The organism is Streptococcus sp. SS4 (assembly GCF_030440125.1).
Classification (GTDB): domain Bacteria; phylum Bacillota; class Bacilli; order Lactobacillales; family Streptococcaceae; genus Streptococcus.
Map to the genome: position 1 here is coordinate 156640 of NZ_JAQFJM010000002.1, position 26591 is coordinate 183230.

Annotated in this window: 24 protein-coding genes; 3 read left to right on the forward strand and 21 right to left on the reverse strand. The window is 41.6% G+C overall.

Annotation, left to right across the window (positions count from 1 at the left end; genetic code table 11):
* Nucleotide 1 precedes the first annotated feature (1 nt).
* From PCY16_RS02840 to PCY16_RS02870, 7 genes are all read right to left on the reverse strand, one after another.
* Nucleotides 2-514: a hypothetical protein gene (locus tag PCY16_RS02840; protein ID WP_195413520.1), complete on the reverse strand. Its 513-nt coding sequence runs from the start codon at nt 512-514 to the stop codon at nt 2-4.
* Nucleotides 511-2109 carry an Hsp70 family protein gene (locus PCY16_RS02845; RefSeq protein WP_037598455.1) on the reverse strand — a complete coding sequence of 533 codons (1599 nt, stop codon included), beginning with the start codon at nt 2107-2109 and terminating at the stop codon, nt 511-513. Before PCY16_RS02845 ends, PCY16_RS02840 begins: the two co-directional genes overlap by 4 nt.
* Nucleotides 2110-2435: 326 nt before the next feature.
* Complete coding sequence (locus PCY16_RS02850; protein WP_195413519.1) at nt 2436-3131, reverse strand: hypothetical protein; 696 nt, start codon at nt 3129-3131, stop codon at nt 2436-2438.
* 4 nt (nt 3132-3135) lie between these two features.
* Entirely contained in the window at nt 3136-3582 is a 447-nt protein-coding gene (locus PCY16_RS02855) for a LytTR family DNA-binding domain-containing protein (protein ID WP_195413518.1), read from the reverse strand.
* A gap of 210 nt (nt 3583-3792) precedes the next feature.
* Nucleotides 3793-5520, reverse strand: a complete 1728-nt coding sequence (locus PCY16_RS02860) for a zinc ribbon domain-containing protein (protein ID WP_175061507.1) — start codon at nt 5518-5520, stop codon at nt 3793-3795.
* 51 nt (nt 5521-5571) lie between these two features.
* Nucleotides 5572-6753, reverse strand: a complete 1182-nt coding sequence (locus PCY16_RS02865; protein ID WP_195413517.1) for a DUF6574 domain-containing protein — start codon at nt 6751-6753, stop codon at nt 5572-5574.
* Nucleotides 6754-6870: 117 nt separating this feature from the next.
* The gene (locus tag PCY16_RS02870; RefSeq protein WP_195413516.1) at nt 6871-8256 is read right to left on the reverse strand and encodes a Cof-type HAD-IIB family hydrolase; all 1386 of its coding nucleotides are present in this window, start codon (nt 8254-8256) and stop codon (nt 6871-6873) included.
* A 73-nt stretch (nt 8257-8329) separates the two neighbouring features.
* Here PCY16_RS02870 and PCY16_RS02875 point away from each other — a divergent pair, with 73 nt between their 5' ends.
* Both PCY16_RS02875 and PCY16_RS02880 read left to right on the forward strand, forming a co-directional pair.
* The gene (locus PCY16_RS02875) at nt 8330-9295 is read left to right on the forward strand and encodes an asparaginase (protein WP_073688481.1); all 966 of its coding nucleotides are present in this window, start codon (nt 8330-8332) and stop codon (nt 9293-9295) included.
* A gap of 3 nt (nt 9296-9298) precedes the next feature.
* Nucleotides 9299-9442 (forward strand): hypothetical protein, encoded by a 144-nt coding sequence (locus tag PCY16_RS02880; RefSeq protein WP_171966960.1) that lies wholly within the window; start codon nt 9299-9301, stop codon nt 9440-9442.
* A gap of 49 nt (nt 9443-9491) precedes the next feature.
* On the opposite strand, the gene PCY16_RS02885 is transcribed toward PCY16_RS02880, so the two are convergent.
* The 14 genes from PCY16_RS02885 to PCY16_RS02950 all read right to left on the reverse strand — a co-directional run bounded on the left by PCY16_RS02885 (nt 9492) and on the right by PCY16_RS02950 (nt 24953).
* Nucleotides 9492-9704 (reverse strand): helix-turn-helix transcriptional regulator, encoded by a 213-nt coding sequence (locus PCY16_RS02885; protein WP_002884695.1) that lies wholly within the window; start codon nt 9702-9704, stop codon nt 9492-9494.
* Complete coding sequence (locus PCY16_RS02890; protein ID WP_195413515.1) at nt 9679-10314, reverse strand: DUF2975 domain-containing protein; 636 nt, start codon at nt 10312-10314, stop codon at nt 9679-9681. The genes PCY16_RS02885 and PCY16_RS02890 overlap by 26 nt, the downstream gene beginning before the upstream one ends.
* Nucleotides 10315-10507: 193 nt before the next feature.
* The gene (locus PCY16_RS02895) at nt 10508-10945 is read right to left on the reverse strand and encodes a hypothetical protein (RefSeq protein WP_073689908.1); all 438 of its coding nucleotides are present in this window, start codon (nt 10943-10945) and stop codon (nt 10508-10510) included.
* 618 nt (nt 10946-11563) lie between these two features.
* The gene (locus PCY16_RS02900) at nt 11564-12070 is read right to left on the reverse strand and encodes a hypothetical protein (protein WP_301353618.1); all 507 of its coding nucleotides are present in this window, start codon (nt 12068-12070) and stop codon (nt 11564-11566) included.
* Nucleotides 12071-12081: 11 nt separating this feature from the next.
* The gene (gene recG / locus PCY16_RS02905) at nt 12082-14112 is read right to left on the reverse strand and encodes an ATP-dependent DNA helicase RecG (RefSeq protein ID WP_267472571.1); all 2031 of its coding nucleotides are present in this window, start codon (nt 14110-14112) and stop codon (nt 12082-12084) included.
* Between the two features lie 118 nt (nt 14113-14230).
* On the reverse strand, nt 14231-15334 hold the full coding sequence (alr, locus tag PCY16_RS02910) for an alanine racemase (RefSeq protein ID WP_070437940.1): 1104 nt from the start codon (nt 15332-15334) through the stop codon (nt 14231-14233).
* A 27-nt stretch (nt 15335-15361) separates the two neighbouring features.
* Nucleotides 15362-15715: a holo-ACP synthase gene (gene acpS, locus PCY16_RS02915; RefSeq protein WP_014632616.1), complete on the reverse strand. Its 354-nt coding sequence runs from the start codon at nt 15713-15715 to the stop codon at nt 15362-15364.
* 5 nt (nt 15716-15720) lie between these two features.
* On the reverse strand, nt 15721-16749 hold the full coding sequence (locus PCY16_RS02920; RefSeq protein WP_195413512.1) for a 3-deoxy-7-phosphoheptulonate synthase: 1029 nt from the start codon (nt 16747-16749) through the stop codon (nt 15721-15723).
* Nucleotides 16750-16833: 84 nt separating this feature from the next.
* Nucleotides 16834-17865, reverse strand: coding sequence for a 3-deoxy-7-phosphoheptulonate synthase (locus PCY16_RS02925; RefSeq protein WP_014632614.1), 1032 nt, complete (start codon nt 17863-17865; stop codon nt 16834-16836).
* 20 nt (nt 17866-17885) lie between these two features.
* Nucleotides 17886-20435 (reverse strand): preprotein translocase subunit SecA, encoded by a 2550-nt coding sequence (secA, locus tag PCY16_RS02930; RefSeq protein ID WP_070575338.1) that lies wholly within the window; start codon nt 20433-20435, stop codon nt 17886-17888.
* Between the two features lie 182 nt (nt 20436-20617).
* Nucleotides 20618-20962, reverse strand: coding sequence for a hypothetical protein (locus PCY16_RS02935; RefSeq protein WP_083312367.1), 345 nt, complete (start codon nt 20960-20962; stop codon nt 20618-20620).
* A gap of 2 nt (nt 20963-20964) precedes the next feature.
* Nucleotides 20965-21912, reverse strand: a complete 948-nt coding sequence (gene manA / locus PCY16_RS02940; protein WP_060971692.1) for a mannose-6-phosphate isomerase, class I — start codon at nt 21910-21912, stop codon at nt 20965-20967.
* Between the two features lie 65 nt (nt 21913-21977).
* Entirely contained in the window at nt 21978-22871 is an 894-nt protein-coding gene (gene scrK, locus PCY16_RS02945; RefSeq protein WP_002891824.1) for a fructokinase ScrK, read from the reverse strand.
* Between the two features lie 180 nt (nt 22872-23051).
* The gene (locus PCY16_RS02950; RefSeq protein ID WP_002884626.1) at nt 23052-24953 is read right to left on the reverse strand and encodes a sucrose-specific PTS transporter subunit IIBC; all 1902 of its coding nucleotides are present in this window, start codon (nt 24951-24953) and stop codon (nt 23052-23054) included.
* A gap of 188 nt (nt 24954-25141) precedes the next feature.
* On the opposite strand from PCY16_RS02950, the gene PCY16_RS02955 reads away from it, so the two are divergent.
* Complete coding sequence (locus tag PCY16_RS02955; RefSeq protein WP_195413511.1) at nt 25142-26584, forward strand: sucrose-6-phosphate hydrolase; 1443 nt, start codon at nt 25142-25144, stop codon at nt 26582-26584.
* Nucleotides 26585-26591 lie beyond the last annotated feature (7 nt).

The window sequence follows — 26591 nt, forward strand, 5'->3', positions numbered from 1 at the left end:
CCTAAGACATAAGTAACATCAAAGCCACAATTAGAATGGCTCCGATAATAAGAACGATGACATTGATATTGAAGAAGAGAATCAAGCTTAGTAGAATCACAAAGGCAAAGGCCGCAAAGAGGTAATTTTTAAGAGGCGACTCTTTAGTCTGAGTCACCGCAACAGGTTCAAAAGGGATTTCCTTTTTACCTGATACATTGCTAGCATCAGTGGTCGTCCCCTTGTCAACTTCCAAGGTCTTTCTCTGAGCCTGTCTAAGCTTTCGGTCGTATTGTAACTTCTCATGGTCTGAGAAAAAGATTGAGCGAATCGTGTAGAGCTCACTACGCAAACGCTCTCCCTCTTTATCCAAGGTACCATTTGTCCAGAGCTCCTCCAGCTCTTCACGTAAAAAGGAAAGCGCCACGAAACAATCTTGAGCCGACATCTCTGGAGAGATACGGTTACTGACCTCTCTTAAATAAGATACTTCCTGTCCTGTCTCTGTATCAAATGCTTTGTAGTAGTCTATCATGAGATGAATTTAGCAAAAATAGCTTGAAGTTCTGACAAGTCTTCCTTAACCACTTCTTGGGTTTGGTTGACTTGTGCGTTGACTGAAAAGCGTGCCACAACAGTATTGCTTCGAGGATCCGATACTGTCACGGTAACAATTTGTTCTGAATCGAAGGCATAGGTGACTTGTGCCAAAAGCTCGCCTTTCTGACGAGGTTGTGGCACCTGTCCTTCCACTTGTCCCAAAATCTTCACAGCAAATGGATTTTCATAATTTCCTTCTGTGATACGAAGCTTGAACTTACTCTGTCCATCCACGACCGCAAAGAGATCCTTGGTCACTGCCAAAGGCAAGACCGAGTTACGTGGAACCACGACACTATTATAGTAGTCACCCACAAAGCTGTAGTTCTTGTTTGGATTTTTCTTGAAGAGCAGACCTATTCCCTGAGAGGTCACATCCTTGACAACTACTCTGTCTGTCTCAGTTGTCTTACCATCTTGGTGCTCAGAGAAGCTAACCTCGTTATTGACGATAAGGTCGGCCAAAATAGATGCCCCCTGTGCCACGATAGTGTCTGGATTAAGGTCAAACTTAGGTTCCAAACCACTCATCAGGCGAATCATTTGACGAATCATTGGCATACGTGTTGAACCACCCACAAGCAGGATATGGTCAATCTCTTCCCATTTCAAGCCAGACGCTTGAAGGGTAGATTGTACCTTGATTTCAGTATCTTTGAGGAGGTCCAAGGTAATTTCATTGAAAATTGCTTGAGTAATCAAGACACCGTAACCTTGACCATTGACATAATGCTCATAGAGAGCTTGGTCATTCACAGATAGACTAGTCTTAATCTGCTCAGCCTTATATTGAAGTTGAATTTTTTCCTTCTCGGAAAGGTTAGTCATATTGACCCCTTGTTTTTCCAACTCCTGCATGATGTAGCCCACAAGACGCTTATCAAAGTCAATCCCACCAAGGCGTGAATTCCCGTCAGTCGCTAAAATATCATAGGCATGATCAGCCACGCGCATGATGGTAACATCAAAAGTTCCTCCACCAAGGTCAAATACCAAGACATTTCCTTGGGCACTTTTAGTGTGGGCATAGGCAATGGCCGCAGCTGTAGGCTCATTGATAATACGCAAGACGTTAAATCCTGCGATACGACCAGCATTCTTCGTTGCCGCACGTTGATCTGACGTAAAGTAGGCAGGCACGGTGATGACAGCATCCTTGATACCGTCTGCTTGTCCCATCTCCTGACCAACGACATAGGCGCGTTTACGGAATTCGTTCAAAACCAAGGCCGAAAGAATAATAGAATTAACACGTGTGTGGTCTGGTGTATCACTGGCAATCGGACGCCCGATGTCACGTTTGAAGTCAAATTTAAAGTTTTCTGTACTTCCGATTTCTGTCCCACGCTCGATGGCTTCTTTACCAAAAGATACATGATTTTGGCCACTAATATTTGAGAAGTAAACCGCTGAACGTAAGACCTGATCGTCATTCGTCCCCATCGGAATAATCTCTGGCACATCTTCACGAACAACAGCCATAACGGAATTCGTTGTTCCTAAATCAATACCAATCGCTTTTTTTCTCATAACAATTTCCCTTCTAGCCTCATTTTGAGTTTTCTTGACTATAGCTCCAAGCAGGCATCCGCTTAGATTGTCTCCATTCATCGCTGTCACATAAAACTCCAAAAGAGTAAAGTTATTCCAGTCTAGTTTTTTTCACTATACTATATTATCACAAAAAAAGAGACTATAAAATAGGAAAAAAGGGAGTAGGACCGAACAACTTTTTAAAAATTGTTCCTTGTCCCACTCCCTTGAGTATTAGTTGATTTGAAAGACTGGATGAACTTAGAAATCCCAGAGCTATTGCCCTCCTAAATTGTCATGTTTATAGCAACCTCTCTCCTAACTTAATCAATCGAACTCTCACCAACATAGATAATTTCTAAATTACCCAAGGAAACATCGCCTTTAATGTAGAAATCCTTGCTAGTCAGGTTACTAGGATTTTCCTCATGTTGTACAGCTGAAAGCGAATTATCCACATTCACATGCACTCTCCAATCACTGGGCACATAGAGACTAAGACTTCCAAGAGAAACGTCCACGTCAAACTGGGCAGACGGCCCCTCAATACGGCAATTATTAAAATAGACGGAAGCCTGTCCTAAACTAACATCTGCACTCCCATGCGTAAATTGCTGGTCATTAAGATACTTAGTCACTGCTGAAAAAGTGACATCAATATCATTTCCTCCATTATTAGCGTCTGAACCAGTTGCACCCAATCCAAAACGATTCTTTGTTTTACTAGAAGGATTGAAGAGAATGTTCAAGCCAACAACTGCAAGAATGGAAGAAAAAATAAGGACCGAATTAGATACTGGAAGAAAATGGAACTGTCCATTGAGTGAAAAAAGAGCCACAATACCATAGGCAACACCAAGACCAAAATGTCGCTTCAAAAGACTAGAAAGGGATAAGATAGCCAGTAAGACCACCCAGGCCAACATCCAAATACTAATTTCCCATTTTATAAAATAATCTTGTACAATTACCAAAGCTGCTAAAAGGATCAAGAGAATCCCAATTAATTTCTTTCTCATTATCTTACCTCATTTCGTTTAGTCGTTCTTTTAAAACTTGATAGTAGCGTCTTGATACATGGACCTGCTTGTGGGTCTGATAGAAATTCACCGTACTGGTCCCTGAAAAAGACTTCTCCAAAGAATAAATCTGCTTAGCATTAACAATCGTCGATTTGGAAATCCGACAAAAGGCAATCGAAAGCAATTCTTCCAATTCGTAGAGTTTTTGCTTTACCTCATAGGCCTCATCCTTAGTATGACCATAAATTTTCTCCCCGTCTGTTTCAAAAAAGAGAATATCTGCCAAATCCAGAAAATATTCACTGCGATCCTTGTAAAAGGCTAACGGAACTAACTTTTGCTTTAGAATAGACTCTTGGAGCTGGGCTAATTCCTGTGTTAACCGAGGAGCTCGAATCAAGATTTCAGGCTCATCCATGGATGGGTCTAATTCGATTCTAACTTTCATAAGACTCCTTTCCTGTCCTTTTGATGGTTCCATTATAACAAGTGCTTTACACAAAACAAGGCCTTTTAGGTAAGTGGCACGGTTTAGCCCCTAAGAGGTAAAAACAGACAAACAAAAGAACCTGGCTGTTGCCAAGTTCTCATTTTTAGTGTGGAGGACTCCCCTCCCATTTGTAATCTGTTCAATGCTGACTAACTGGGCAAGCAACTACTACTTCACAGTATCTTCACGACTCACTTTTTGTGATTCACCAGCCTTACCATTGATACGGTAGTCGCTGTAGTTAGAACCACTACTGCTAGAGTCGCTATCGTCACCAACATATTCCACATTACATGACCAAGAGATTTTATCCTTGATATCTCCTGATGACTTGAATTTCGAATCATAACCATAATAGAAATCATAAACTGCTGTGAAGGTCACCTTGAAGGTCTTCTCACCAGTCTGAACGACTTCTGTGACGTCAACGTCTGAGAAAGAAATACTATCAGCAGCACGGTTTTTAGCACCCGTAGTATTTCTATCAATATCAGCCGTTACATCCTTGTACATGGTATCATCAGTACCATTAAGGAAAATGTCGGATACACCATCTGGTGTTGTGTTGTGATTAGAAGCGTAGCTACCAAATTTACCGTAGGCAGCAGTCAAGAGACGATCTGCCGTATCACGATCAAGAACACCATCAGCATCTAGAGTAACCGTTTGACCTTCGGAGATTTTCTTAATAGACAATGTCTCTGTCTTGATAGAGCTGCCATCTTCGAAATTCTTCTTAACATAAACGGCTGATGATCCAGCTACTGCTACCTTGTTAACATCTAGTTTCCCTGAGTTAAGGGTTCCAATCTTAGTACCACCAACATAGAGGTCTCCATCCTTAAGATTAGACTTAACAGTAAAGCTGAGATACTCTACTGAAAGATTGACTTCTGTTTTAGAGGTCACATTTTCCTCAGATGAGACAGTGATATCTTGATCATTGACCTTACCAGAAGCCACAAAATTGTAGGTTCCTGGATAGAGATGATTCAATTTAGCCGTGTAGTTATTGCCATCTGTAGTCGCGTAAGAAACCCCGTTAATAGTCACATTCAAATCAGCTGTATTAACGGTCAAATCAACCGTTCCAGGATCTACCACTATTCTCCACTTTGGAAAAATAAGGAACTGACGTCCAACCTTTTGCATACGTTCGCCAGACATTAGTTGGCTCTTGCTATAGGCTTGTGTACTTTTAGTGTCTGTGTACTTGACTTCAGATGTTTTAATTTCCTTTTTAGTATCAGACCATACTTGGTATTCCAAGCTATCTTTAAAGCTCTTCTTAGCTGCTGCTTCATAACGCTCTGCTACTTGACCACGTGAGTAGTAATAAGAACCAAAGCCGTAACCAGCAAGTGCTAAGACTGCTGCAACAACACCAGCAATAATCAGGATTTTCTTTCCTTTAGCCATGGCTGGCTTGGCTGGTTTCGCAGCCTTACCATCTGAGATAAATTGATGGATGGTTGACACATCATAACCTGAAGACTTACCAAGTAGGAATTCCTCAGGAAGAGGTTGACGTCCAACATAGGTTTTAAAAGCCTTCATCCAGATAGCTTGTGCTTCTTTAGAGGCAGCCTCTGAATTTTCTTCAGCTTGACCTTGTTCTGCTTGAGATACTGGTGCAAGCTCCTCAGTTTCTAAAGGAGTCTTTTCCTCTTCGTCACCAAGCGGTACATCTTCAAACACTTCCTCGGCAACGTCATACTCATCAACTTCTTCTGTTGGTTCAGAAGGAGTGGCTTCTTGGTCCAAGCCCATTGCCGCAATGCCTTTAATAGCCTTTAAGTCAAAGTCTGCTTTCTGGCCTTCTTCAATCTCCAAAGCATGGGGCGGACGACCAACTGCCTTTTCAAATAAATCAATCCACTTTTCTTTTGTTGCCATAAAGACTCCTATAAACTTACTTTTTCAAAAAATGCTAGAGGTTTACTTAGATTAGAATAGAAGACCTACTGTAAATGATGACATGATAGCAAATACGATTGCAAACAAGATTGACAAAATCACACCATTCAAAAGTGCTGCCAAAATCATTTGATAGAATTTATCAGCCTTCCACGCTGTTGTTACAGGAACAATTGTAAAGAGGTTAGCAAGTGCAAATAAGAAGTAAACAACATAGAACAAGAATCCTGGGAAGGCAACAAGTCCAATAGCTCCCAACAAGATTGTTACGAGCAAGATTGGCAAGGCCAATGACGTCAAGCGACCAAAACGGTCAAAGCTATTCAAGAAAGTAGTCTCAGGATCACGGAAAATTGCCTTACGTGTTACAAATCCTGCCAAGATAAAGGCAAAGATAAAGAGGAAGGCAGCTAGGATACTAGCAAAGAAAGCTCCAAAACCAATGCTTGATGTCTGGCTTGAAACTGAAGATGAGTAACTATCTGTTCCATAAGAACCAAAAAGGCTACTCAATGCGTTGGTTGTTGATACAATTGAACTAACCACTTTACGTGCCACAGCGCTCAAGATTGCAAAGAAGGCAAGTCCAGTAAAGAGTGACAAGAAGATATAGTTAAGCCAACCATTGTGTTTACCATAATCTGTCATGTCAGCTGGACGACGCCATGCATTAAGCAACCATGTCCAGTAGTTTTTGAAAGTTGTCGCAAATGCTGATGGTTGGGCTGGAACAACTACAGCTTGACCATTGATAAATTGAACGTTTTGACCTTGTTGAAGAGGTTGACCGTTAGCAAAAGCTGCTTGTTGACCAGCTTGAGCATTGGCAAAACCAGCTTGTGGTTGTGCTGCCTGATTTGGCACTCCTTGTACTGGAGCAGCTTGAGCACCTGCAAAGGTTGGTTGAGGTTGTGCTGCCTGAGCATTTGTAAAAGGAGCTTGTGCTTGTGCGTCTTGTGCACTCGCAAAAGTCGGCTGTGGTTGTGCTTCTTGGGCACCAGCGAAAGTTGGCTGTGGTTGCGCCTCTTGGGCTGGTGTTTCTTGAACATTAGCGAAAGCTGGTTGCGCTGGCGCTTCTTGTGTTGGGGCAGTTTCTACTGCTGGTGCGTCATCTTGGAACTCACCAGCTGCAAGTGCTGCTGCAATTTCTTCTTCAGTCGCTGAACGACCATTGATGGCTTCAAAAAAGTCTAACCAATCTGCTTTAGTCATAATAATCTCCTTAAAAATACATAGAATGTCTTTATTTTATCACAAATAAATACATTAATAAATGTCATTTTTATTAGAAAAAGGCTTGGAGCAAACTGTCCAAACCTTTATATCTTCTTACTTATTTCTTTGTAGAGATTTTTGAATCTGACGATCCAGCTCTCGTTTAATGTGTGGTTCTGGTGCAAATCGCTCTTCCCAGTCACTTGGTTTAAGAATTTTGTGGGTCACGGGATCAAAGTGAGCCTTGCCATCGGGGAAAATTTTCCCCATATTAGCCTCATGAACTGTATCAAAGAAAGGTTTAGGATCCACCCCCATAAGAACAAATGAACCATAGGTCAAGTAAAGCAAGTCAGTCAATGCATCCACCTGACCAACCATAGTTGACTCTGAGTGCTCTTTAGAACTAACTTTGAGCGCTGCCTTGTCAAGAGCAGCATGCAAATCCAGAACAGCCTGACCAAAGACACGCTTGTCCCCACCTGATGAAGCATAGAGGAATTCGACAATTTCTTCCAACTTGAAGTCCGAACGGTGACTAGCTTCCTCAATACCGTAAACACGAGGCATATCGGTAGTTGAGCCATCCATCAAATGGTGGAAATCCTTAACCTTGTTGAAATTGTCATCATCACTGGTAAATGAATTCTCTGTTTCAAAGTGAATCAAACCATAGTGTGACAAGGCTTTGGCAATCCCATTCTGGTTATTAGTATCAGTGACATGGGTAGCCTGGTCTTTCAGTTCGTCTTCACCATTTCCCATGGCAACACCAACGCCAACGCCAGACAGCATTTCTAGGTCATTTTCCGAATCCCCAAAGGCCATAACCTCACTGAGTTCGAAACCAAAAACCTCACCTAGATGAGCAATACCTTTCAACTTAGATTGATTCGCTGAAATAATATCGGCTGAATAAGGACTTGAACGAGTAATCTTCACATGAGGAAACTTTTCTTCAATATCTTGTGTTTCACCCACCGTCGCTACCATAACTACCTGATAAATAGGCTCACGCATGATAGTCTTAAGAGTCTCAATACTTTGTGGCTTGAAACGACGAATCAAAGACTTGAAACTACGTTCCACCATCTTAGCCCAGGACTTAGGGACAATACGGCTAACGATTTGCCCAAACTTACTCGTTCCCATACTGATAATATTGGAACCAACAAGACCTGTGCTAGTCCCTAGAGAAATCTCTCTACGGTGCTTGGTGGCATAGCGAATCAAGTTGTAGACTGTTGATTTAGGGAGCTGATTTTGATACAGGACCTTGTCATGAGTCAAAATATATTGACCATTATAAGTGACTGCAAAATCCAGACCCAGATTGTCCATGAAAGGCTGAACAAATCCTGGACCACGACCTGTTGCCAAACCAACCAAGATACCATCTTCCTTCATTTGACTGATAGCTTTTTTGGTTGAACTTGACACACGTTTTCGGTCATTTAGAAAAGTCCCATCAATATCAAAAAAGACTGCTTTAATGGCCACAGAGCTCCCCTCCTTCTAACATTTTATGCTAAAATAAATTATAACATAAATATGATAGTGAGTAGTATAAATGATAAAAAAAATCCTAGTCCTTCACACTGGAGGGACCATTTCCATGTCAGCGGATAATGATGGCAGGGTCAGCCAAAACGCTGATAATCCCATGAACCATGTGGGACTTGATTTAGATAATTTAGAACTAACCGTTCTCGATTTTCTTAATATCCCAAGCCCACATATCACACCCTACCACATGCTGGATATTTACAAAAAAATCAAGGAAACAGCTGGTCAATATGATGGTGTGGTCATCACTCATGGGACAGATACCCTGGAAGAAACAGCCTACTTCCTAGATACCATGGCCGTCCCTGAGATTCCAATCGTTCTAACTGGTGCCATGCGTTCGTCAAACGAGCTAGGAAGCGACGGGGTCTACAACTATCTATCAGCCCTACGTGTTGCCAGTGATGACAAGGCCGCTGACAAAGGAATCCTGGTCGTGATGAATGATGAAATCCATGCAGCCAAGTATGTGACTAAGACCCATACCACAAACGTGGCAACCTTCCACACACCAACCCATGGTCCACTAGGCATCATCATGAAGCATGATATCCTCTGGTTCAAAACTGCTGAGCCTCGTGTTCGCTTTGATTTGGAACAAATTACAGGAACAGTACCAATCATAAAAGCCTATGCAGGGATGGGTATTGGAGATGGTATCATCAGTCTCCTGGATCCTGAGAAGATTGACGGTGTCGTCATCGAAGCCCTGGGTGCTGGAAACCTCCCACCACTAGCTGCAGGAGAAATCACAAAGCTTATGGACAAAGGAGTCCCTGTTGTGCTCGTCTCCCGCTGTTTCAACGGTATCGCCGAACCTGTCTACGCCTATGAAGGGGGTGGGGTCAAACTCCAAGAAGCTGGCGTTATGTTTGTTAAAGAACTCAATGCACCAAAAGCTCGCCTCAAACTCCTCATTGCACTTAGTGCAGGACTAAAAGGCCAAGAATTGAAAGATTATATCGAGGGATAAGACATGAAACTTAGCATTGAAGCAACCGATAAATTGGAAAATAAAGATTTCCACTATGAACTAACCATCTCAAAAACACATATCGCCATGGTCTGTGGTACCGTGCTAGCCAGTCTAGCGCTAGTCGCATGGTTGAAGAAAAAATAAAAAGCTTGAAGCATGGTCACCAGAAAGGTGACTGAACTGCTTCAGGCTTTTAGTTTTCTTCGTCAGGTCTATATTCAAGAATATCTCCTGGTTGGCAATCTAACTCCTTACAAATGGCATCCAGAGTCGTAAAACGGATTGCCTTGGCCTTGCCTGTCTTAAGAACCGAGAGATTGGCTGGGGTAATACCAATCCGTTCTGCAAGCTCACCCGAGCGCATCTTCTTCTTGGCAAGTTCAACGTCCAAATTGACAATAATCATAAGCCCCTCCTAAATCATTTTCCTCAGCAATGGCATTAGCCTTAGTCAAAATCATAGCGACAGCATAGAGGACAAAGCTAACTAGCAAATAACTGATGTTAAAGAAACTATAACTCTGGTTGCCTGTTCCAAACGTAAAAATACCATTATTGATAAAGGTCCCAAGAACGAGCAAATGCGCTGACCAACGAACCAACCTAGCATTTTTAGCGATGAAAATATCAGAACGATAAAGATTAATCAAAAAGGCACGTAGGCACAACAAGAAACCTATGTTGACTACCATACGAAGGAAATCAATGGTTGCTACAAAAAGCGTCAGACTAGGACCCTTGCTTTTCACGGTAACTCCCGAACCGAGAAGCATACGCAAACCTTGTTGTAAGAGTCCTTCATGACCAGTCAGAATAAAGGCGTCATTAAGAATGGTAATAACAAGACTTAAAAAGCCCGCAAAAAGGAGGACATTAACGAACAGGAGAACACTACGCAGACGTTTCTGTTCTTGCGTCTCCTGACGATTTTTAGCACTTTTAGCCGATTTCCAACCATAATAACTAGAGCCAGCCAAGGCTAGGACGATTAAAAAATAGAATAAGATAGTTGTCATGTGTTACCTCGATTGTAAATACATTTTGATTTTTTGGGAGTATAGACTAGAAAAAGCCAAGGTGCCTCTAGGAGCCCTTGACCTTATACTAAATCAGTAGCTAACTATTAACAGTATCAATTATATCGAATATCAATATAAAATACTAGTTTATAGGTAAGATTTTATTACTTTTCAAATAAGATTCATTCAATTATTTGACAGCTGTTTGTCCCTTACGAAGACGGACAGCATCACAAGCTAGAGAGACCAAGAGAAGCCAAACTGATGTGCTGAAGTCAACTACAAGGTGATTAGTCGTTCCCAACTGCAAGAAGATATTCAATGCTGATGGCACAAAGGTTAAGAGAGCAGCCTTTTTCAAGAAGAGAGAGAAATCTTCTGTCCAAAGTGCCTTCCAAGTAAAGTCTTTAAGCTCTTTACGAAGAAGACAAATCAAGGCAAGATAGAAGGCAAATTGTAACTCTGATACTAGCCAGTAACCCCATCCAGAAAGGTAATGAACCTCAGCACCTGGGAAAAGATTAGTCACATCCACAAAAGGAAGGATAAGTAAAGCAAGCATTGCAAAACCGTAGATTGCCATAAGAAGAATAAGAAGAGCATTGATGATTGGTTTAAGTGTTTTCATGATAAGTTTTTCCTTTGTTAAATAGTTTTAGTAAATAATTTCTCTTTTTCGCGAATAAGATTATCTTTATCGAAAACTTATTATCGTTTATCGATAATTATATATTACACTCTTTATTTCTCCTTGTCAACACATTTTTATCGTTTTTCGATATTTTTTATCTAAATTTCAAAAAATAAAAACCAGTCAAGAAAATCTCAACTGGTTAGCTTACTTATGTTAATCGCCTAGACTGGTCAAGCTTCCGTCTAGACTTTTTATGAGTTTAAGAAGAGGGATTCTACGTTATGAAAAAAAGGAAAAAGGGATTTTGGAAAATGAGGGATGAAAGTTGTAGAATATGGGTAAATTTAGCCTCTTCCTAGCATCAATACTAGTTTTGATAAACCTTAAAGTCTTGAGGATGCTTCTGGAAATTTCGGTTGTAGGTTACTTTAATTTTTACTGTCATTGTTTTGTCCTCCTTTTTAGGAATGGTTTGGCCTAGCCAAAACGTTTTATTATCAAAACCTATCTCGTTTTGATGGTTTTATTATAGGTTGCCTAACTTAAAGAAAGCTTGTAATAAGCTTGAAGGGAACTTAAAACTCTCAGTGAGTTTACTGAGAGTTTTTCTGTCTAAAGCATGGATAAAATAATTCCCAAGACTAGAGCCACCCAAACAACATAGCGAATTGTCGCATGATAGCGGTAACTTTCAAAAACCTTGGGTAGCTTTGTAAAGAGATAGGCAATGTAAGCAACTATGGAAAGAAAATACCCTTTAAAATTCAAAGTGGAGCCTAGAAGACTAAATTCTCCAAAAACTGGCACAAGCATCAGTACAGCCGTAAGCATACACCAGACCGGCAAAAGCGTCCTTTCCTTTTGATGCTGTATATGGATAATCAGCTGAGCTATAAAACCCGCAACGTACATAATCAATAATACCGAACAAGCTAGAGAGATAAGAAGTGAATAAAGATATAGGGTATGAAAGTCCGTCTTTCCTTCTATCAGCTTTGCCAATTCGGTAAGAAACCAAATCAAGATGAAGGCGAAAAAATAAAATATAAGACCTAACATCATAAGAAATAAGGGATGCAAGATCGCAAAAAAATCGAGTTTTAACCGTTTCTTTTTCATGGGTTTCCTCCTCAATCAAACTCGCCTTGGCTTCTCAAATGAGCTCCAAGCACCTGCCAATCAGGATTCTCGCGCCAGTTAGGGTCAGACACAATTTGGCTGGCCACGCGCCTTGCTTCTTCTAAGATATTGTAGTCTTCCACAATATCAGCCACTTGAAATTCAGGAATTCCTGACTGACGTGTCCCAAAGATCTCTCCTGAACCACGCATCTTAAGGTCCTCTTCTGCTAGAACAAAACCATCAGTAGTCTCACACATGGCCTGCATGCGTTTTTTCCCGGTATCATTTTTAGGATTAGCCACCAAAACACAGTAGGACTGCTTATGGCCACGACCTACACGTCCTCGAAGTTGGTGAAGCTGGCTAAGTCCAAAGCGGTCGGCATCCATAATGATCATAACTGTAGCATTTGGCACGTTAACCCCTACTTCGATAACTGTGGTTGATACTAAAATCTGAGACTTTCTGTCCTTGAAGTCCTGCATAATTTGGTCTTTTTCATCATTTTTCATGCGACCGTGCATCAGAGCCACTGTAGCTGAATCCCCAAAGAAATCTGTGAGTTCCTGATGAAGGGCCACCGCATTTTTCAAATCGAGAGCCTCAGACTCTTCAATCAAAGGTGAAATAAAATAGACCTGAGCATCTTTTTCCAACTCGCCCTTAATCCAAGTCAGTACGGTATCTAGTTGCTCATGTTTAACCCAACGGGTAATAATGGGCTTACGCCCAGCCGGCATCTGGTCAATGATTGACACATCCATCTCTCCAAAGGCAGTAATCGCCAAGGTCCTAGGGATAGGTGTCGCTGTCATCATGAGGACATCAGGATTATCACCTTTCTCACGGAAAATACGACGTTGATTAACCCCAAAACGGTGTTGCTCATCAGTAATTACTAGGCCAAGCCTGTGATAAGTCACAGCATCCTGAATCAGTGAGTGAGTCCCCACGATCATCTGAGCCTCCCCAGATTCGATTTTGGAAAGAGCTACTTTTTTGTCCGCTGCCTTCATCCCAGAAGTTAGGAGCACTACCTCTAGCTCAGGAAAAAGCCCCTGCAAACTCTGATAATGCTGCTCTGCTAAGATTTCCGTCGGTACCATGAGAGCAGACTGCAATCTTGCCGTATAGGCCCCATACATAGCCAGGCTAGCGATAACTGTTTTCCCTGAGCCCACATCTCCTTGCAAAAGACGGTTCATATGAGCTCCAGATTTCATATCAGCTAGGATTTCCGATAAACTGCGCTGTTGGGCTTCTGTCAAGGGGAATGGTAATTCTGCAATTTTGGCTTTGATTTTGGCCTCATCGTAAGCAATTGCTATACCATTGGTTTCGGACTTATTCTCAGCCTTCAGCACCTGTAAGTTCATCTGGAAATAAAAGAGCTCCTCAAACTTGGTCCTACGTAGAGCCTGCTTATATTCAGCCAAATCTTTCGGAAAATGCATGGCACGCACAGCCTCTTGGCGTCCCATAAGACGATACTTGTCCATAAGCACCTGTGGGAGACTCTCCTCCAATAAATTCAAGGCCCCACTATCAAAAGCTGCCTTTATTGCCTTTATCAGCTGGGCCTGACTAACGCCTTGGGCCACATGGTAAACTGGCTGCATATCGTCCTCAACTTGAGCCAACACTTTCATACCAGTCACTGCAGACTTCTTCTGGTCCCATTTGCCAAAAATAGCCACTTCTGCCCCCATCTCAATCTTGTCCACAAGATAAGGCTGGTTGAAGAAACTAATGGCAATCACTGCTTCTCCTTGCTTGATTTTAAAACTCAGACGATTACGTTTAAAGCCATAATATTGCACATTGGCAGGTGTCACCACCGTTCCCGTAATAACAGCCTTTTCGCCATCCATCAGTTCAAAGATAGACTTACTCTTAAAATCTTCATATCGGAAAGGAAAATAAAGCAAGAGGTCCCCAACCGTGTGCAAATCTAATTTGGTAAATTTTTCAGCGGACTTAGGACCAAAACCTTTCAAATCCGCAATTGGTGAATCTAGTCGAATCATATCCTCTATCATTTCTATCGTGTTCTTCTCCTCGTGAAAGAGGAAGCCTTATCAGCTATTATAACACATGAAAATGGACTTCACTAAAATCAAAAAATCCAGTATCAAACTGGATTTCTCGTTATTTATATTAGTCATAGCTACGAGGTACACGATCACTAAGCAAACAAAGGACCTCGTAGTTGATAGTGCCACGTTTTTCAGCCACCTCTGTCGCAGTGATGCTTGCTCCCCCATTTTCACCCATAAGAGTGACAGGAGTTCCTAGGGGATAAACCTTAGGAAGGCGAACGGTGATCTGGTCCATAGACACACGCCCAACAATAGGACAAAGCTGGCCATCCACAATAACGTGGAAACCTTGTAAATCTCTGGTCCAACCATCCGCATAGCCAATCGGAATGGTTCCAATAACCTCATCAGCTGTCGTCGTATACGTTCCACCATAACCCACATCTTGACCTGCTGGCAGAGTCTTAACATGAACAAGCGCTGTCTCCAAACTTAAAGCAGGACGAATGTTATAGGGAAGGTCTAAAACACTGCCACTAGGATTGAGACCATAGATAACAACACCTAGACGTACCGCATTAAAGACTGTTTCTGCATGCCAGATACTCGTCGCAGAGTTGCTAGCATGTACCAAGCGAGGGCGGTCCACTAAGTTATTAACCAAATCCGTAAAGAAGGTCAATTGACGCTTGAATTTACTATCATCTGCCTCATCAGCTGTTGCAAAATGGGTAAAAACACCTTCGACATCCGCACCAAGTGCCTTCAGACCAGCAATCAAACTATCTGCATCCCCTTGGCTACGCACCCCAATGCGTCCCATACCTGAATCAATCTTAATATGGCAGGTCAAACCAGTCAAATCAAGTCCTTGATTCTTAGCCATTTCCAACCACTCAAGCGAAGCTACCGTCAGAGTGATGTTTTCTTGAATAGCCAAAGGAACCTCGTCTGGTAAGACGACTCCTAAAATAAGTATAGGTTGCTCTAAGCCAGCCTGACGGAGTTCAAGTGCCTCGTCTAGGTTGGAAACACAAAAACCATCTACCTGTTTAGACAAATGCTTGGCCACCGCAACAGCGCCATGACCATAAGCGTTGGCCTTAACAACTGCAAAAGTCTGCACCTTTTTAGGGATGTGACTAACCACTTGTTCAATATTTTCTGAAATTGCTGATAGATCAACCTTTGCCAAGGTTGGTCGATGTAAACTTGAGATCATAAGCTATCCTCTTCCAACATCTATCTCTTAGTTTTTTTCTAAAATAACACTTGCCTGAACAAAATCACCGCTATGGGAAATCGAGATGAAGACATTGCCTTCAAAAGGCGACTGGGTCACCACTGGCGCTCCCTTGTCATTGGTCAAAATTTCAATATCCTTAAAGCCGACTGCTCCAATACCTGTACCCCAGGCCTTTGAAAATGCTTCCTTACCAGCCCAGCGACCTGCTAAATAGGACATCTGACGATTGCCAGAAAGGGATTCAAAACGCTCCCACTCTTTTGGTGTCAATACCTTTTTTGCAAAACGTGGATTGCGGTCATAAGCCTTTTTAACAGCTGAAATTTCCTGCAAGTCTATACCATGTCCAAAAATCATAATTCTTACGAAAGTCGATTGTGGATTTCACGAATCAATTCTTCTGTCTTATCCCAACCAAGACATGGATCTGTGATTGATTTACCATAAACTTCAGGTGTGTCCTGACGACCATCCTCGAGGTAAGACTCAATCATAAAGCCACGCACGGTATCCGCAATACGCTCATCCCACTCACGGTTAAGAAGGACTTCACGCACAATGCGAACTTGTTCCATGAAGTTTTTACCAGAGTTATCATGGTTTGTATCAACAAGAATAAATGGGTTTTCCAAATTAAATGCACTGTACTTGTCCAAAGCCTTAACCAAGTCCTCGTAATGGTAGTTGACAATGTTCTGTCCATTTTCATTGTTGGCACCACGCAAGATAGCGTGAGCGAGTGGGTTACCATCTGTTTTAACTTCAGCGCCATTGTAAAGGAAATGCTGTTGGTTCTGCGCAGCATAGATACCATTAAACATGACATTCAAATTCCCTGACGTTGGGTTCTTCAAGCCAATTGGCACATCAATACCTGAAGCTACAAAGCGGTGTTCTTGGTCCTCAACCGAACGTGCTCCAACAGCGTGGTAGCTGAGTAGGTCATCAAAGAAGGAAAGATTTGACGGATAAAGCATCTCGTCAGCGATTGGAAGGCCTGTTTCAGTAATAATACGTGACTGAAGGTGGCGAACCGCCTTAACTCCAGCAAGAAGGTCTACATCACCCTCTGCGTCTGGTTGGTGGATAAGCCCCTTATAACCATCTCCATTAGTACGTGGTTTAGCTGTATAAACACGCATAACAATAAAGATTTTATCTTTCACTTCTTCCTGAAGTTTGGCCAAACGGTGAGCATAGTCAAGAACAGCTTCTTCATTATCAGACGAACATGGACCAATAACCAAGAGAATACGTTTGTCCTCACCCTTGATAATTTTTGCCAAGGCCTCATCATTGGCCTGTTTAGTTACTAGAGCGTCTCCCGTAAGAGCGTGTAATTTCCTTACTTCCGCTACATCAATCAGCGGACTATTTTGATGAATTCCCATCTATTTCCCTCTCTTTGTGAAAAGAGAGCGAACCGCTTGGTCATCCAAACGGTTCACTCCCCATATATGGTTTCTGTTACCTTATTATTTTGACAAAGTATCGTGGATTTCACGAATCAATTCTTCTGTCTTATCCCAACCAAGACATGGGTCAGTGATTGATTTACCATAGACATCTGGCGCATCTTGACGGCCATCTTCAAGGTAAGATTCAATCATGAAACCACGTGCAACTTTGTTGATTTTTTCATTCCAGTCACGGTTAATCAAGGTTTGACGAACGATACGGATTTGTTCCAAGTAACGTTTACCTGAGTTATCATGGTTTGTATCAATAACGATGAATGGATTTTCAAGGCCCATTTGTTCATAGTGTTCGATGGTTTCAAGAACATCATCATAGTAGAAGTTAGGCACGTTTTTACCATATTCATTCGTTGAACCACGAAGAATAACGTGTGCCAATGGGTTACCTGATGTTTCAACTTCTTCACCGTTAAAGAGGAAGTTTTGTTTGTTTTGTGCAGCGTAGATACCATTAAACATAACGTTAAGGTTCCCTGATGTTGGGTTCTTCATACCAGTTGGAACATCAATACCTGATGCAACAAAACGGTGTTGTTGGTCTTCTACAGAACGTGCACCGATGGCAATATATGACACAAGGTCATCTACCAAAGGAAGGTTTTCTGGGTAAAGCATTTCATCAGCAGTTGTGATACCAGTTTCAGTGATAACACGGTAGTGAAGATTACGAACAGCCTTGATACCATTGATTAGGTTTGGTTTACCTTCAGCATCAGGTTGGTGGACAAGTCCTTTATAACCATCACCATTTGTACGAGGTTTAGCTGTATAAACACGCATAACCATAAAGACTTTATCTTTCACTTCTTCTTGAAGTTTAGCCAAACGGTGAGCATAATCAAGAACTGCATCCTCATTATCAGATGAACATGGACCAATAACCAAAAGCGTACGGTCATCTTCACCCTTGATGATTGCTTCAAGCTCTTTATCACGAGCTTGTTTCTTGGCAAGGGCTTCACCTGTCAATGTAGTTGATTCTTTAACTGCATCAAAATCAATTTTTTCACTTACTGCTTTAAAAACCATAATAATTACCTATTTTTTTCCTAAAATTGTTTACGACCGTGACAATTTTTAAATTTCTTACCAGAGCCACATGGACAGAAGTCATTACGACCAACCTTACTAAAGTCAATTTCTTGACCATTAGCATCTGCTTGGTGGGCCTGGATATTGCCTGTTGCTGTTGTCGAAACACGTTCATTCACATTTTCACGAGATTGCTCATGAATTTGTGCTTTCATCATTGTACGTGTCACATCATATTCAATTGCCCCAATCATATCTTGGAACATCTTGAACCCTTCAGATTGATACTCAACGATTGGGTTGTTTTGTGCATAACCACGCAAACCAACGGCATTACGTAATTGATCTAGAGCATCGATGTGGTCCGTCCACTTGTTATCAACAACCATCAAAATCAAGACTTTTTGGAATTCACGGATAGCTTCCTCTGAACGCAATTTCTTGATTTGACGAGCATAAACATCATCTGCTAACTCATTCAAGTAAACTTTAATAGCGTCATAATTAACACTACGTTTCGTTACCTCTCCCACTTCTTGTAAATCTTCAAGTGAGATGGCATTCTCAGGAACCAAGGCCTGACGAGCAAAGTTCAAGATACCTTTAAGAGCTTCCTCTTGATCATTGCGGCTGTGACCATCTACCGTACGGTTAATCGTACGCTTAATCATAGCCTTAATCTCAGGTTCAAGGTCACGTTCCGCTGTGATAACATCATAACGCTCAGCGTAGATGATTTCACGTTGTTCACGCATAACGTCATCGTACTGAAGGACTTGTTTACGAGTATCGTAGTTATTTCCTTCGACACGTTTTTGAGCCGCTTCCACTTGGCGTGTCAACATACGTGATTTGATAACAATATCCTCATCATCAGCATTCAAACGTTCCAAGACTTGCTTGATACGATCAGAACCGAAGCGACGCATCAATTCGTCTTCAAGTGAAAGATAGAATTGAGATTCTCCTGGGTCCCCTTGACGTCCCGCACGACCACGCAACTGGTTATCGATACGACGGCTTTCGTGACGCTCTGTACCAATGACACAGAGTCCACCAAGGTCAAGAACCCCTTCACCAAGTTTGATGTCGGTACCACGACCGGCCATGTTGGTCGCAATCGTAACGGCACCACGTTGACCCGCATTCATGATAATATGCGCTTCTTTTTCGTGGTTCTTGGCATTAAGCACTTCATGAGGAATACCTGCTTCAACCAACATCTTAGAAATCAAGTCAGATGTTTCAACGGCAACCGTACCAACAAGGACTGGTTGCCCCTTTTCATAACGACGTTTAACATCTTGTACCACAGCGCGGAATTTAGCATCCAAGGTAGGGTAAAGAAGGTCATCATGGTCAATACGTTGAATTGGACGGTTGGTTGGAATCGGAATGATTCGCATGTTATAAATTTCACGGAATTCATCTTCCTCAGTTTTACCAGTACCAGTCATCCCTGACAATTTCTTGTACATACGGAACATATTTTGGTAAGTGATTGAGGCGGATGTCTTCGTTTCTTCTTGAACTGGAACACCTTCTTTTGCCTCAATGGCTTGGTGGAGCCCATCTGAGAAACGACGTCCTTCCATGGTACGACCTGTAAATTGGTCAACGATAAGAATTTCTTGCTCAGGACTGACCACATAGTCAATATCATGCAACATGATGTAGTTGGCACGAAGGGCGTTGTCAATATAGTGAGTCAAGGCAACATTGTCAATATCGTATAAGTTGTCCAAGTTGAAGAATTCTTCAGCCTTGTCAATACCTGAGTCATTCAAACCAATCGTTTTCGTTGGAATATCAATGGCATAATCATCCTCTGTCAAGGTCTTAACAAAGGCATCCGCACGGTGATATAACTGATTAGTTTCTGAACTTACAGGACCTGATACAATCAATGGTGTACGAGCTTCGTCGATAAGAACTGAGTCAACCTCATCGACCAAGGCATAGTTCAATGGACGTTGTACCATGTTTTCCTTACGAACAACCATGTTATCACGAAGATAGTCGAAACCTACCTCTGAGTTGGTTGAGTAAGTGATATCACAGTTATAAGCTTCACGTTTTTCAGCTGGTGATTTGGCTGAAAGGTTAATCCCTACTGACAAACCAAGCCAACTATAAAGCTCACCCATTTCAGTTGCATCACGCTCTGAAAGGTATTCGTTAACGGTGATAACGTGCACACCTTCACCTGAAATAGCATTTAGGTAAACAGGCATTGTCGCAGTCAGGGTTTTCCCTTCCCCTGTACGCATCTCTGGGACGTCACCATGGTGAAGAACAATACCACCCATGATTTGCACACGATATGGGAAAAGTCCAAGAACACGTTTTGCCCCTTCACGAACAACTGCAAATGCCTCTGGCAAGAGTTGGTCTAGACTTTCTCCGTTTTGATATCGTTTTTTAAATTCTTCTGTTTTTGCCTGAAGTTCTTCATCTGAAAGAGCTGCCATTGCATCAGCATAGCTCTCGACTTTCTTGGCAGTTTTTTCTAGTTTCTTAATTTCGCCTTTATCATTTTCAATGATTTTGCGTAATATATTTGCCATCTTTTTTCCTTTCGACAGTCTTTATCTCCATATTTTACCACAAAAGCCCCCTTTAAACAAGAAATCACTCAAGGATTGACAAAGAAAAAAGCCCTAGTTTAAGGGCTTTCACAATGGATTTGCAAATAAACGAAAACTTTTTTATTAGATTCACTGAAAATATCGACAATAATGCTTTAAAACTACTTCTTAGAGTTCTCTTGGCTCTCTAGGATATCCTCAAAATCATGCAAGAGATTTTCAAAAGCCTGCTCAAAGAAGGCATGGTCGGTGCCGCTATAGGCCTTCATTATCATAGGGCTAGCTTCAAAATCAACGTAGAATTGATAGTCCAAGACACCATTTTTCCAGTAAAATTTGATGCTAGGGGAGGCCGTTTTTTCACCGCACATACCCGGAATGGCCCGTTGTAAGCCATAAATGTGATCTCCATAATCTTTCAGACGATAGTAAGCTCCCTCAAAATAATAGGATTTGCCGATTTCAATACGCTCAAATAGTGCAGCTAAAACTTTTTCATTACTCATACTTAAGCCTCGTTAGGGTGACTGACAATCATCTCCAATTGTCCATCAATTTCCCAATCTGTCACATCATTTGGAAGAATGAAGTGATCACCTTTTTTTAGACAATAAATGCGTGAATCGATAGTCATAGTCCCATTGCCAGAAAGTACCGAACAAAGCAAATAAGGAGCTGATTGCTTGAAGTCAACCAAGCCGCTGAGTTTCCATTTATATACGGTGAAGAAGGAGTTTGATGTCAAACAAGTCGACTCTAATTGCAAGGTCTTAACAGTTGCTGGGACGCTATTTTCTGGGTCCCCTAAATTCAAGACATCAAGAGACTGTTGAATATGAAGCTCACGTTTATTGCCCTGATCATCCCTACGATCAAAATCATAGACACGGTAAGTGGTGTCGCTAGATTGTTGAGTCTCTAAAATCAGGATACCTGGACCAATAGCATGCATGGTACCACTTGGCACAAAGAAAAAGTCACCTTTTTTAACAGGAGTTTTCGACAAAAGTCCGTCCCAATCACCTGCTTCAATTAAGGACGCCAATTCTTCCTTTGTCTTAGCCTTGTGACCATAAATAATCTCTGCACCCTCTTCAGCATCAATAATATACCAACATTCTGTCTTTCCTAGCTCACCTTCATGCTCTAGTCCATAAGCATCATCAGGGTGTACTTGTACTGAGAGCCAGTCATTAGCGTCCAAAATCTTTGTCAACAAAGGAAAAACACTAGTCTTGGGATTTCCAAAAAGTTCTGGTTTATCCTTGTAAAGTTCTGCCAGATGAAAACCAGCATACTTTCCGTTTTTGACATAGGATACACCATTAGGATGGGCAGAAATTGCCCAGTATTCACCAGTGTGTTCACTGGGAATATCGTAACCAAACTCTGTCTTAAGTCGATTACCTCCCCAGATTTTTTCATGCATTGGCGAATCTAAAAATAAAGGTTCCATTACATCCTCCTGTATAGAGCAAAACGCCTTAAGATCATGTCTTAAAGCGATTTTACATATTTTGCTTATTTGCGTGAGTGTTTGTCAGCTACATCTTTGGCAAGTGCAAAGTTACCAAGTGTTGCAGAGCCATTACCTGAAACAGCAGGTGTCACAATATACTCAGTCACGTCTGGCACTGGAAGGTAACCATTCAAAAGAGCTGTGAATTTTTCACGGACACGACGAAGCATGTGTTCTTGTCCCATAACACCACCCCCAAAGACGATAACTTCTGGACGGTAGAGCACAGTTGCCTGGACAGCAGCTTGAGCAATGTAGTAAGCTTGAACATCCCAAACCTCAGAATTTTGCTCAATCAATTCGCCACGAATACCTGTACGGGCTTCAAGTGATGGACCAGCAGCCAAACCTTCCAAACATCCGCGGTGGAATGGACAAGTTCCGTTAAATTCATTGGAAACATCATTTGGGTGAAGAGGTACATATACGTGACCAGCTTCAGTGTGACCCATACCACCAATGAACTCACCATTTTGAATAGCACCGGCTCCAATACCAGTTCCGATAGTGTAGTAAACAAGACTCTTAACACCTTTACGAACAAGTGTCTCACCATAAGCAGATGAGTTAACATCAGTCGTAAAGTAGAAAGGAATATTAAACTCTTTAGCAATCAAACCAAGAAGGTCGACATTTGACCAATGTGGTTTTGGTGTTGAAGTCACAAAACCATATGTTTCAGAGTTTGGATCAACATCAATTGGTCCAAATGAACCAATTGCAATTCCAGCCAATTGATCTTCATAACGTTTGAAAAATTCAATAGTACGGTCAATTGTTTCGTAAGGTGTAGTTGTTGGGAATTGAGTTTTTTCAACAACTTGGAATTTCTCATCGCCAACAGCACAAACAAATTTTGTACCACCAGCTTCCAAGCTTCCGTAAAGTTTAGCCATAGGTAAAGCTATCTCCTTTTATGATCAATAATAACTATTTATACTATTATAAATAAAAGCTAGGCAAAAGACAATCTAAATGAGACCTTGTTTAAGGAGGTACAGACTACTCTGCTTCATACTTTTCTTTATGAGCCATTTAACTAAAAAAGCCGAATTGGCTTCGACTTTTCTAGCTTATTATTTAACTGCGATGAAGTCTGCACCTTCAGCAACTGAACCAGTCGCTACTGATGAAACATCTTCGAAGTCTGCAGTGTTTGTAACGATAACCATAGTTGTATCGTCAAGACCTGCTTCAGTGATTACTGAGCTATCGAAGGTAGCCAAGACATCACCTTTTTTAATACGTTGATTTGCTTGAACTTTAGCATCAAATCCTTTACCGTCAAGTGAGACAGTGTCGATACCGATGTGGATAAGCACTTCAGCACCTTTATCAGATTTAAGACCGTAAGCGTGACCTGTTGGGAAGGCGATTTGCACTTCACCATCAAATGGTGCGACTACTTGGTTTCCTGAAGGTTTAATAGCGGCACCTTTACCCATAGCTCCTGATGAGAAGACTGGGTCATTAACATTTTCCAAAGCTACAACTTCACCTTTAAGTGGTGCAGCGATTGTTTCGGCTTGCAATGCAACTGGAGCTGATTCTGCAGATGCAATATCTTCAGCAACAACTTCTTTTTGAGCTTCAACTTCTTCCTCTTTGTAACCGAAGATCCAAGTAAGAGCAAAACCAAGAGCAAGTGTTACAAGTACCATGATCACATACTTAAGCACTTGACCGTTAAGGTAAAGAAGAGTACCAGGAACGATTGTTACACCAAATCCTGTACCAGCGAGGTTAAGGATTGAGGCCAACCAACCACCAGCAGCACCAGCGATAAGACCCATGATAAATGGTTTACCGAAACGAAGGTTAACCCCGAAGATAGCTGGTTCAGTGATACCAAGTACCGCTGAAAGAGTTGCAGGGAAAGCAAGTGCTTTCAATTTAGCATCTTTAGTTTTAACACCCACTGCAAGTGTCGCACCAGCTTGGGCAGTCATAGCAGCTGTGATGATAGCGTTAAGTGGGTCTTTACCAGTATTAGCAATGAGGTTAGCTTCAAGCAAGTTAAAGACGTGGTGAACCCCTGTAACGACGATAACTTGGTGAACTCCACCAAGAACAAGACCAGCAAGACCAAATGGCAAGTTAAGAATCCATTCTGTAGCAGCAAGAACATAGCTTTCAACAGTATGGAAGACAGGACCAATGATAAAGAGGGCCAAAGCTGACATTACTGCGAAGACGATAAGTGGACGCAAGAGAAGGTCAAGAACGTCTGGAACCCATTTACGAACCCATTGCTCGAACTTAGCACCAAGCAAACCTACGAAGAAGGCTGGAAGCACTGAGTTTTGGTAACCTACTACTGGAATAAAATCAAAGAAGTAAATTGGTTTAGCAGCACCTGATGCAACATCCCAAGCGTTAGGAAGGGCGTTGTTAACCATCATCAAACCAAGAACCAAACCAAGAAGTGGTGAACCACCAAATACGTTAAAGGCTGACCAACAAATCAAGGCTGGGAAGAAGGCGAAGGCTGTATCTGTCAATACAACTGTGTAAGTATAGAAATCAGTAGCAGCAAAAGCTTTTGATGTTGTACCGAACAAACCAAGAACTGTATCGTTATTGATTGCTCCACGGATACCCATGAAAAGACCAGTCGCTACGATTGCTGGAAGCAATGGAACGAAAACGTCACCGAATGAACGGATAGCACGTTGGAACCAGTTACCTTGTTTAGCAGCTTCTGCTTTTTGTTCGTCTTTAGATGCTGTTGGAAGACCTTGAGCAACGACTTCGTCGTAAATCTTGTTAACAGTACCTGTACCAAAAATCATTTGGTATTGACCTGAGTTAAAGAAAGCACCTTGAACTTTTTCAATGTTCTCAGCCTTTTCTTTATTGATTTTGTTTTCATCTTTGACCATCACACGTAGACGAGTCGCACAGTGAGCAACACTGTTGACGTTTTCACGTCCACCGAGGGCATCGATGACTTCTTTTGCAATTTGTTTGTTATCCATTTGCAAAATTCTCCTTAATAAAATTTGGTATGAAAGCGTTTAGCTTTTCTTTACGATAACTATTTTAGCATCTTTCTGCCATATGTCAACCGTTTAGCATATTTTTTTATTTTTTGTTATAAATCGTTGATTTTTATAGGTAAAACGTTTACTATATTATTAACAAATAGATTAGGAGATTACTAAATATGAATCTACCAACAGAAGTTCGTTACCGTCCATACGCAGATTGGACAGACGAAGAAAAAACAAAGATTAGAGAAAATGTCGCTAAATCACCTTGGCGTGCAAGTTACCATATCGAACCAGAAACAGGGCTTCTTAATGATCCAAACGGTTTTTCTTACTTTAATGGTAAGTTCCAACTTTTCTACCAAAGTTGGCCATTTGGAGCTGCTCATGGTTTGAAACAATGGGTGCATACTGAAACTGAAGATTTGGTTCACTTTACAGAAACTGGTGTCAAACTCTTGCCAGACCATGAAAATGATAGCCACGGTGCCTACTCAGGTTCTGCTTATCAAATCGGTGATAAACTCTTTATCTTCTATACTGGGAACGTTCGTGATGAAAACTGGATTCGTGACCCACGTCAAATCGGCGCTTGGATGGATAAAGACGGCAAAATCGAAAAATTCGACAAGGTTCTTATCAAACAACCTGCTGACGCTACTGGGCACTTCCGTGACCCTCAAATCTTCGATTACAAGGGACAATTCTATGCTATCGTAGGTGCTCAAAACCACGATAAACAAGGTTTTATCAAACTTTACAAAGCTGTTGATAATGATGTCGAAAACTGGGTTGAAGTTGGAGACCTAGACTTTGGTGGTACTGGCTCAGAATACATGATTGAGTGTCCTAACCTTGTCTTTGTAGATACCAAACCTGTTCTTCTTTATAGCCCACAAGGTCTTGATAAAGCTGAACTTGACTATGGCAATATTTACCCTAATACTTATAAGATTTTCCAAGATTTCGACCCTGAGAAACCTGCCCTTGTTGATGGCACACCAATTATTAACTTGGACTACGGGTTCGAAGCTTATGCTACTCAAGGATTTAACACTCCTGATGGTCGTGCCCTTATTGTTAGCTGGATTGGTCTCCCAGACGTGGACTATCCAACTGACAAATACGACTATCAAGGTGCTATGAGCTTGGTTAAAGAATTATCTATCAAAGATGGTAAACTCTACCAATACCCAGTAGAAGCTATTACAAGCTTACGTGCTAGTCAAGAAGATTTCTCTGAAAAAACGGCAACAACTAACACTTACGAGCTTGAACTTAACTTTGAAGCTAACACTCAAACAGAACTTGTCCTCTTCGCAGACCAAGAAGGAAATGGCTTGTCACTTACTGTTGATACTGAGAACGGAAAAGTTATCCTTGACCGTTCTAAAGCTGGTGAACAATATGCTACTGACTTTGGAACAAGTCGTGAATGTACACTTGATGCCGGTCAAGCTGCAACAGCAAACATCTTTGTAGATAACTCAATCGTTGAAATTTACTTCAACAAAGGTGAGAAAGTCTTCACTAGTCGTGTTTTCCCAAGTGCAGAACAAACTGGTATCAAAGTAACATCAGGAAACGTTTCTGGGCACTACTTCGACTTGAAATACTAAGGTGATT

Bases quoted from the DNA above. Each gene is read 5' to 3' on its own strand.
- PCY16_RS02900 (WP_301353618.1), bottom strand. From the start codon at position 12,070: ATGAAAAAGAAACGGTTAAAACTCGATTTTTTTGCGATCTTGCATCCC.
- PCY16_RS02855 (WP_195413518.1), bottom strand. From the start codon at position 3,582: ATGAAAGTTAGAATCGAATTAGACCCATCCATGGATGAGCCTGAAATC.
- manA (WP_060971692.1), bottom strand. From the start codon at position 21,912: ATGGAACCTTTATTTTTAGATTCGCCAATGCATGAAAAAATCTGGGGA.
- PCY16_RS02935 (WP_083312367.1), bottom strand. From the start codon at position 20,962: ATGAGTAATGAAAAAGTTTTAGCTGCACTATTTGAGCGTATTGAAATC.
- recG (WP_267472571.1), bottom strand. From the start codon at position 14,112: ATGATAGAGGATATGATTCGACTAGATTCACCAATTGCGGATTTGAAA.
- secA (WP_070575338.1), bottom strand. From the start codon at position 20,435: ATGGCAAATATATTACGCAAAATCATTGAAAATGATAAAGGCGAAATT.
- PCY16_RS02880 (WP_171966960.1), top strand. From the start codon at position 9,299: ATGAAACTTAGCATTGAAGCAACCGATAAATTGGAAAATAAAGATTTC.
- PCY16_RS02845 (WP_037598455.1), bottom strand. From the start codon at position 2,109: ATGAGAAAAAAAGCGATTGGTATTGATTTAGGAACAACGAATTCCGTT.
- PCY16_RS02950 (WP_002884626.1), bottom strand. From the start codon at position 24,953: ATGGATAACAAACAAATTGCAAAAGAAGTCATCGATGCCCTCGGTGGA.
- PCY16_RS02865 (WP_195413517.1), bottom strand. From the start codon at position 6,753: ATGACTAAAGCAGATTGGTTAGACTTTTTTGAAGCCATCAATGGTCGT.
- PCY16_RS02840 (WP_195413520.1), bottom strand. From the start codon at position 514: ATGATAGACTACTACAAAGCATTTGATACAGAGACAGGACAGGAAGTA.
- PCY16_RS02955 (WP_195413511.1), top strand. From the start codon at position 25,142: ATGAATCTACCAACAGAAGTTCGTTACCGTCCATACGCAGATTGGACA.
- PCY16_RS02885 (WP_002884695.1), bottom strand. From the start codon at position 9,704: ATGATTATTGTCAATTTGGACGTTGAACTTGCCAAGAAGAAGATGCGC.
- PCY16_RS02895 (WP_073689908.1), bottom strand. From the start codon at position 10,945: ATGAAAACACTTAAACCAATCATCAATGCTCTTCTTATTCTTCTTATG.
- acpS (WP_014632616.1), bottom strand. From the start codon at position 15,715: ATGATTTTTGGACATGGTATAGACTTGCAGGAAATTTCAGCTGTTAAA.
- PCY16_RS02860 (WP_175061507.1), bottom strand. From the start codon at position 5,520: ATGGCAACAAAAGAAAAGTGGATTGATTTATTTGAAAAGGCAGTTGGT.
- PCY16_RS02850 (WP_195413519.1), bottom strand. From the start codon at position 3,131: ATGAGAAAGAAATTAATTGGGATTCTCTTGATCCTTTTAGCAGCTTTG.
- alr (WP_070437940.1), bottom strand. From the start codon at position 15,334: ATGATCTCAAGTTTACATCGACCAACCTTGGCAAAGGTTGATCTATCA.
- PCY16_RS02890 (WP_195413515.1), bottom strand. From the start codon at position 10,314: ATGACAACTATCTTATTCTATTTTTTAATCGTCCTAGCCTTGGCTGGC.
- PCY16_RS02925 (WP_014632614.1), bottom strand. From the start codon at position 17,865: ATGGTTTTTAAAGCAGTAAGTGAAAAAATTGATTTTGATGCAGTTAAA.
- PCY16_RS02920 (WP_195413512.1), bottom strand. From the start codon at position 16,749: ATGGGAATTCATCAAAATAGTCCGCTGATTGATGTAGCGGAAGTAAGG.
- scrK (WP_002891824.1), bottom strand. From the start codon at position 22,871: ATGGCTAAACTTTACGGAAGCTTGGAAGCTGGTGGTACAAAATTTGTT.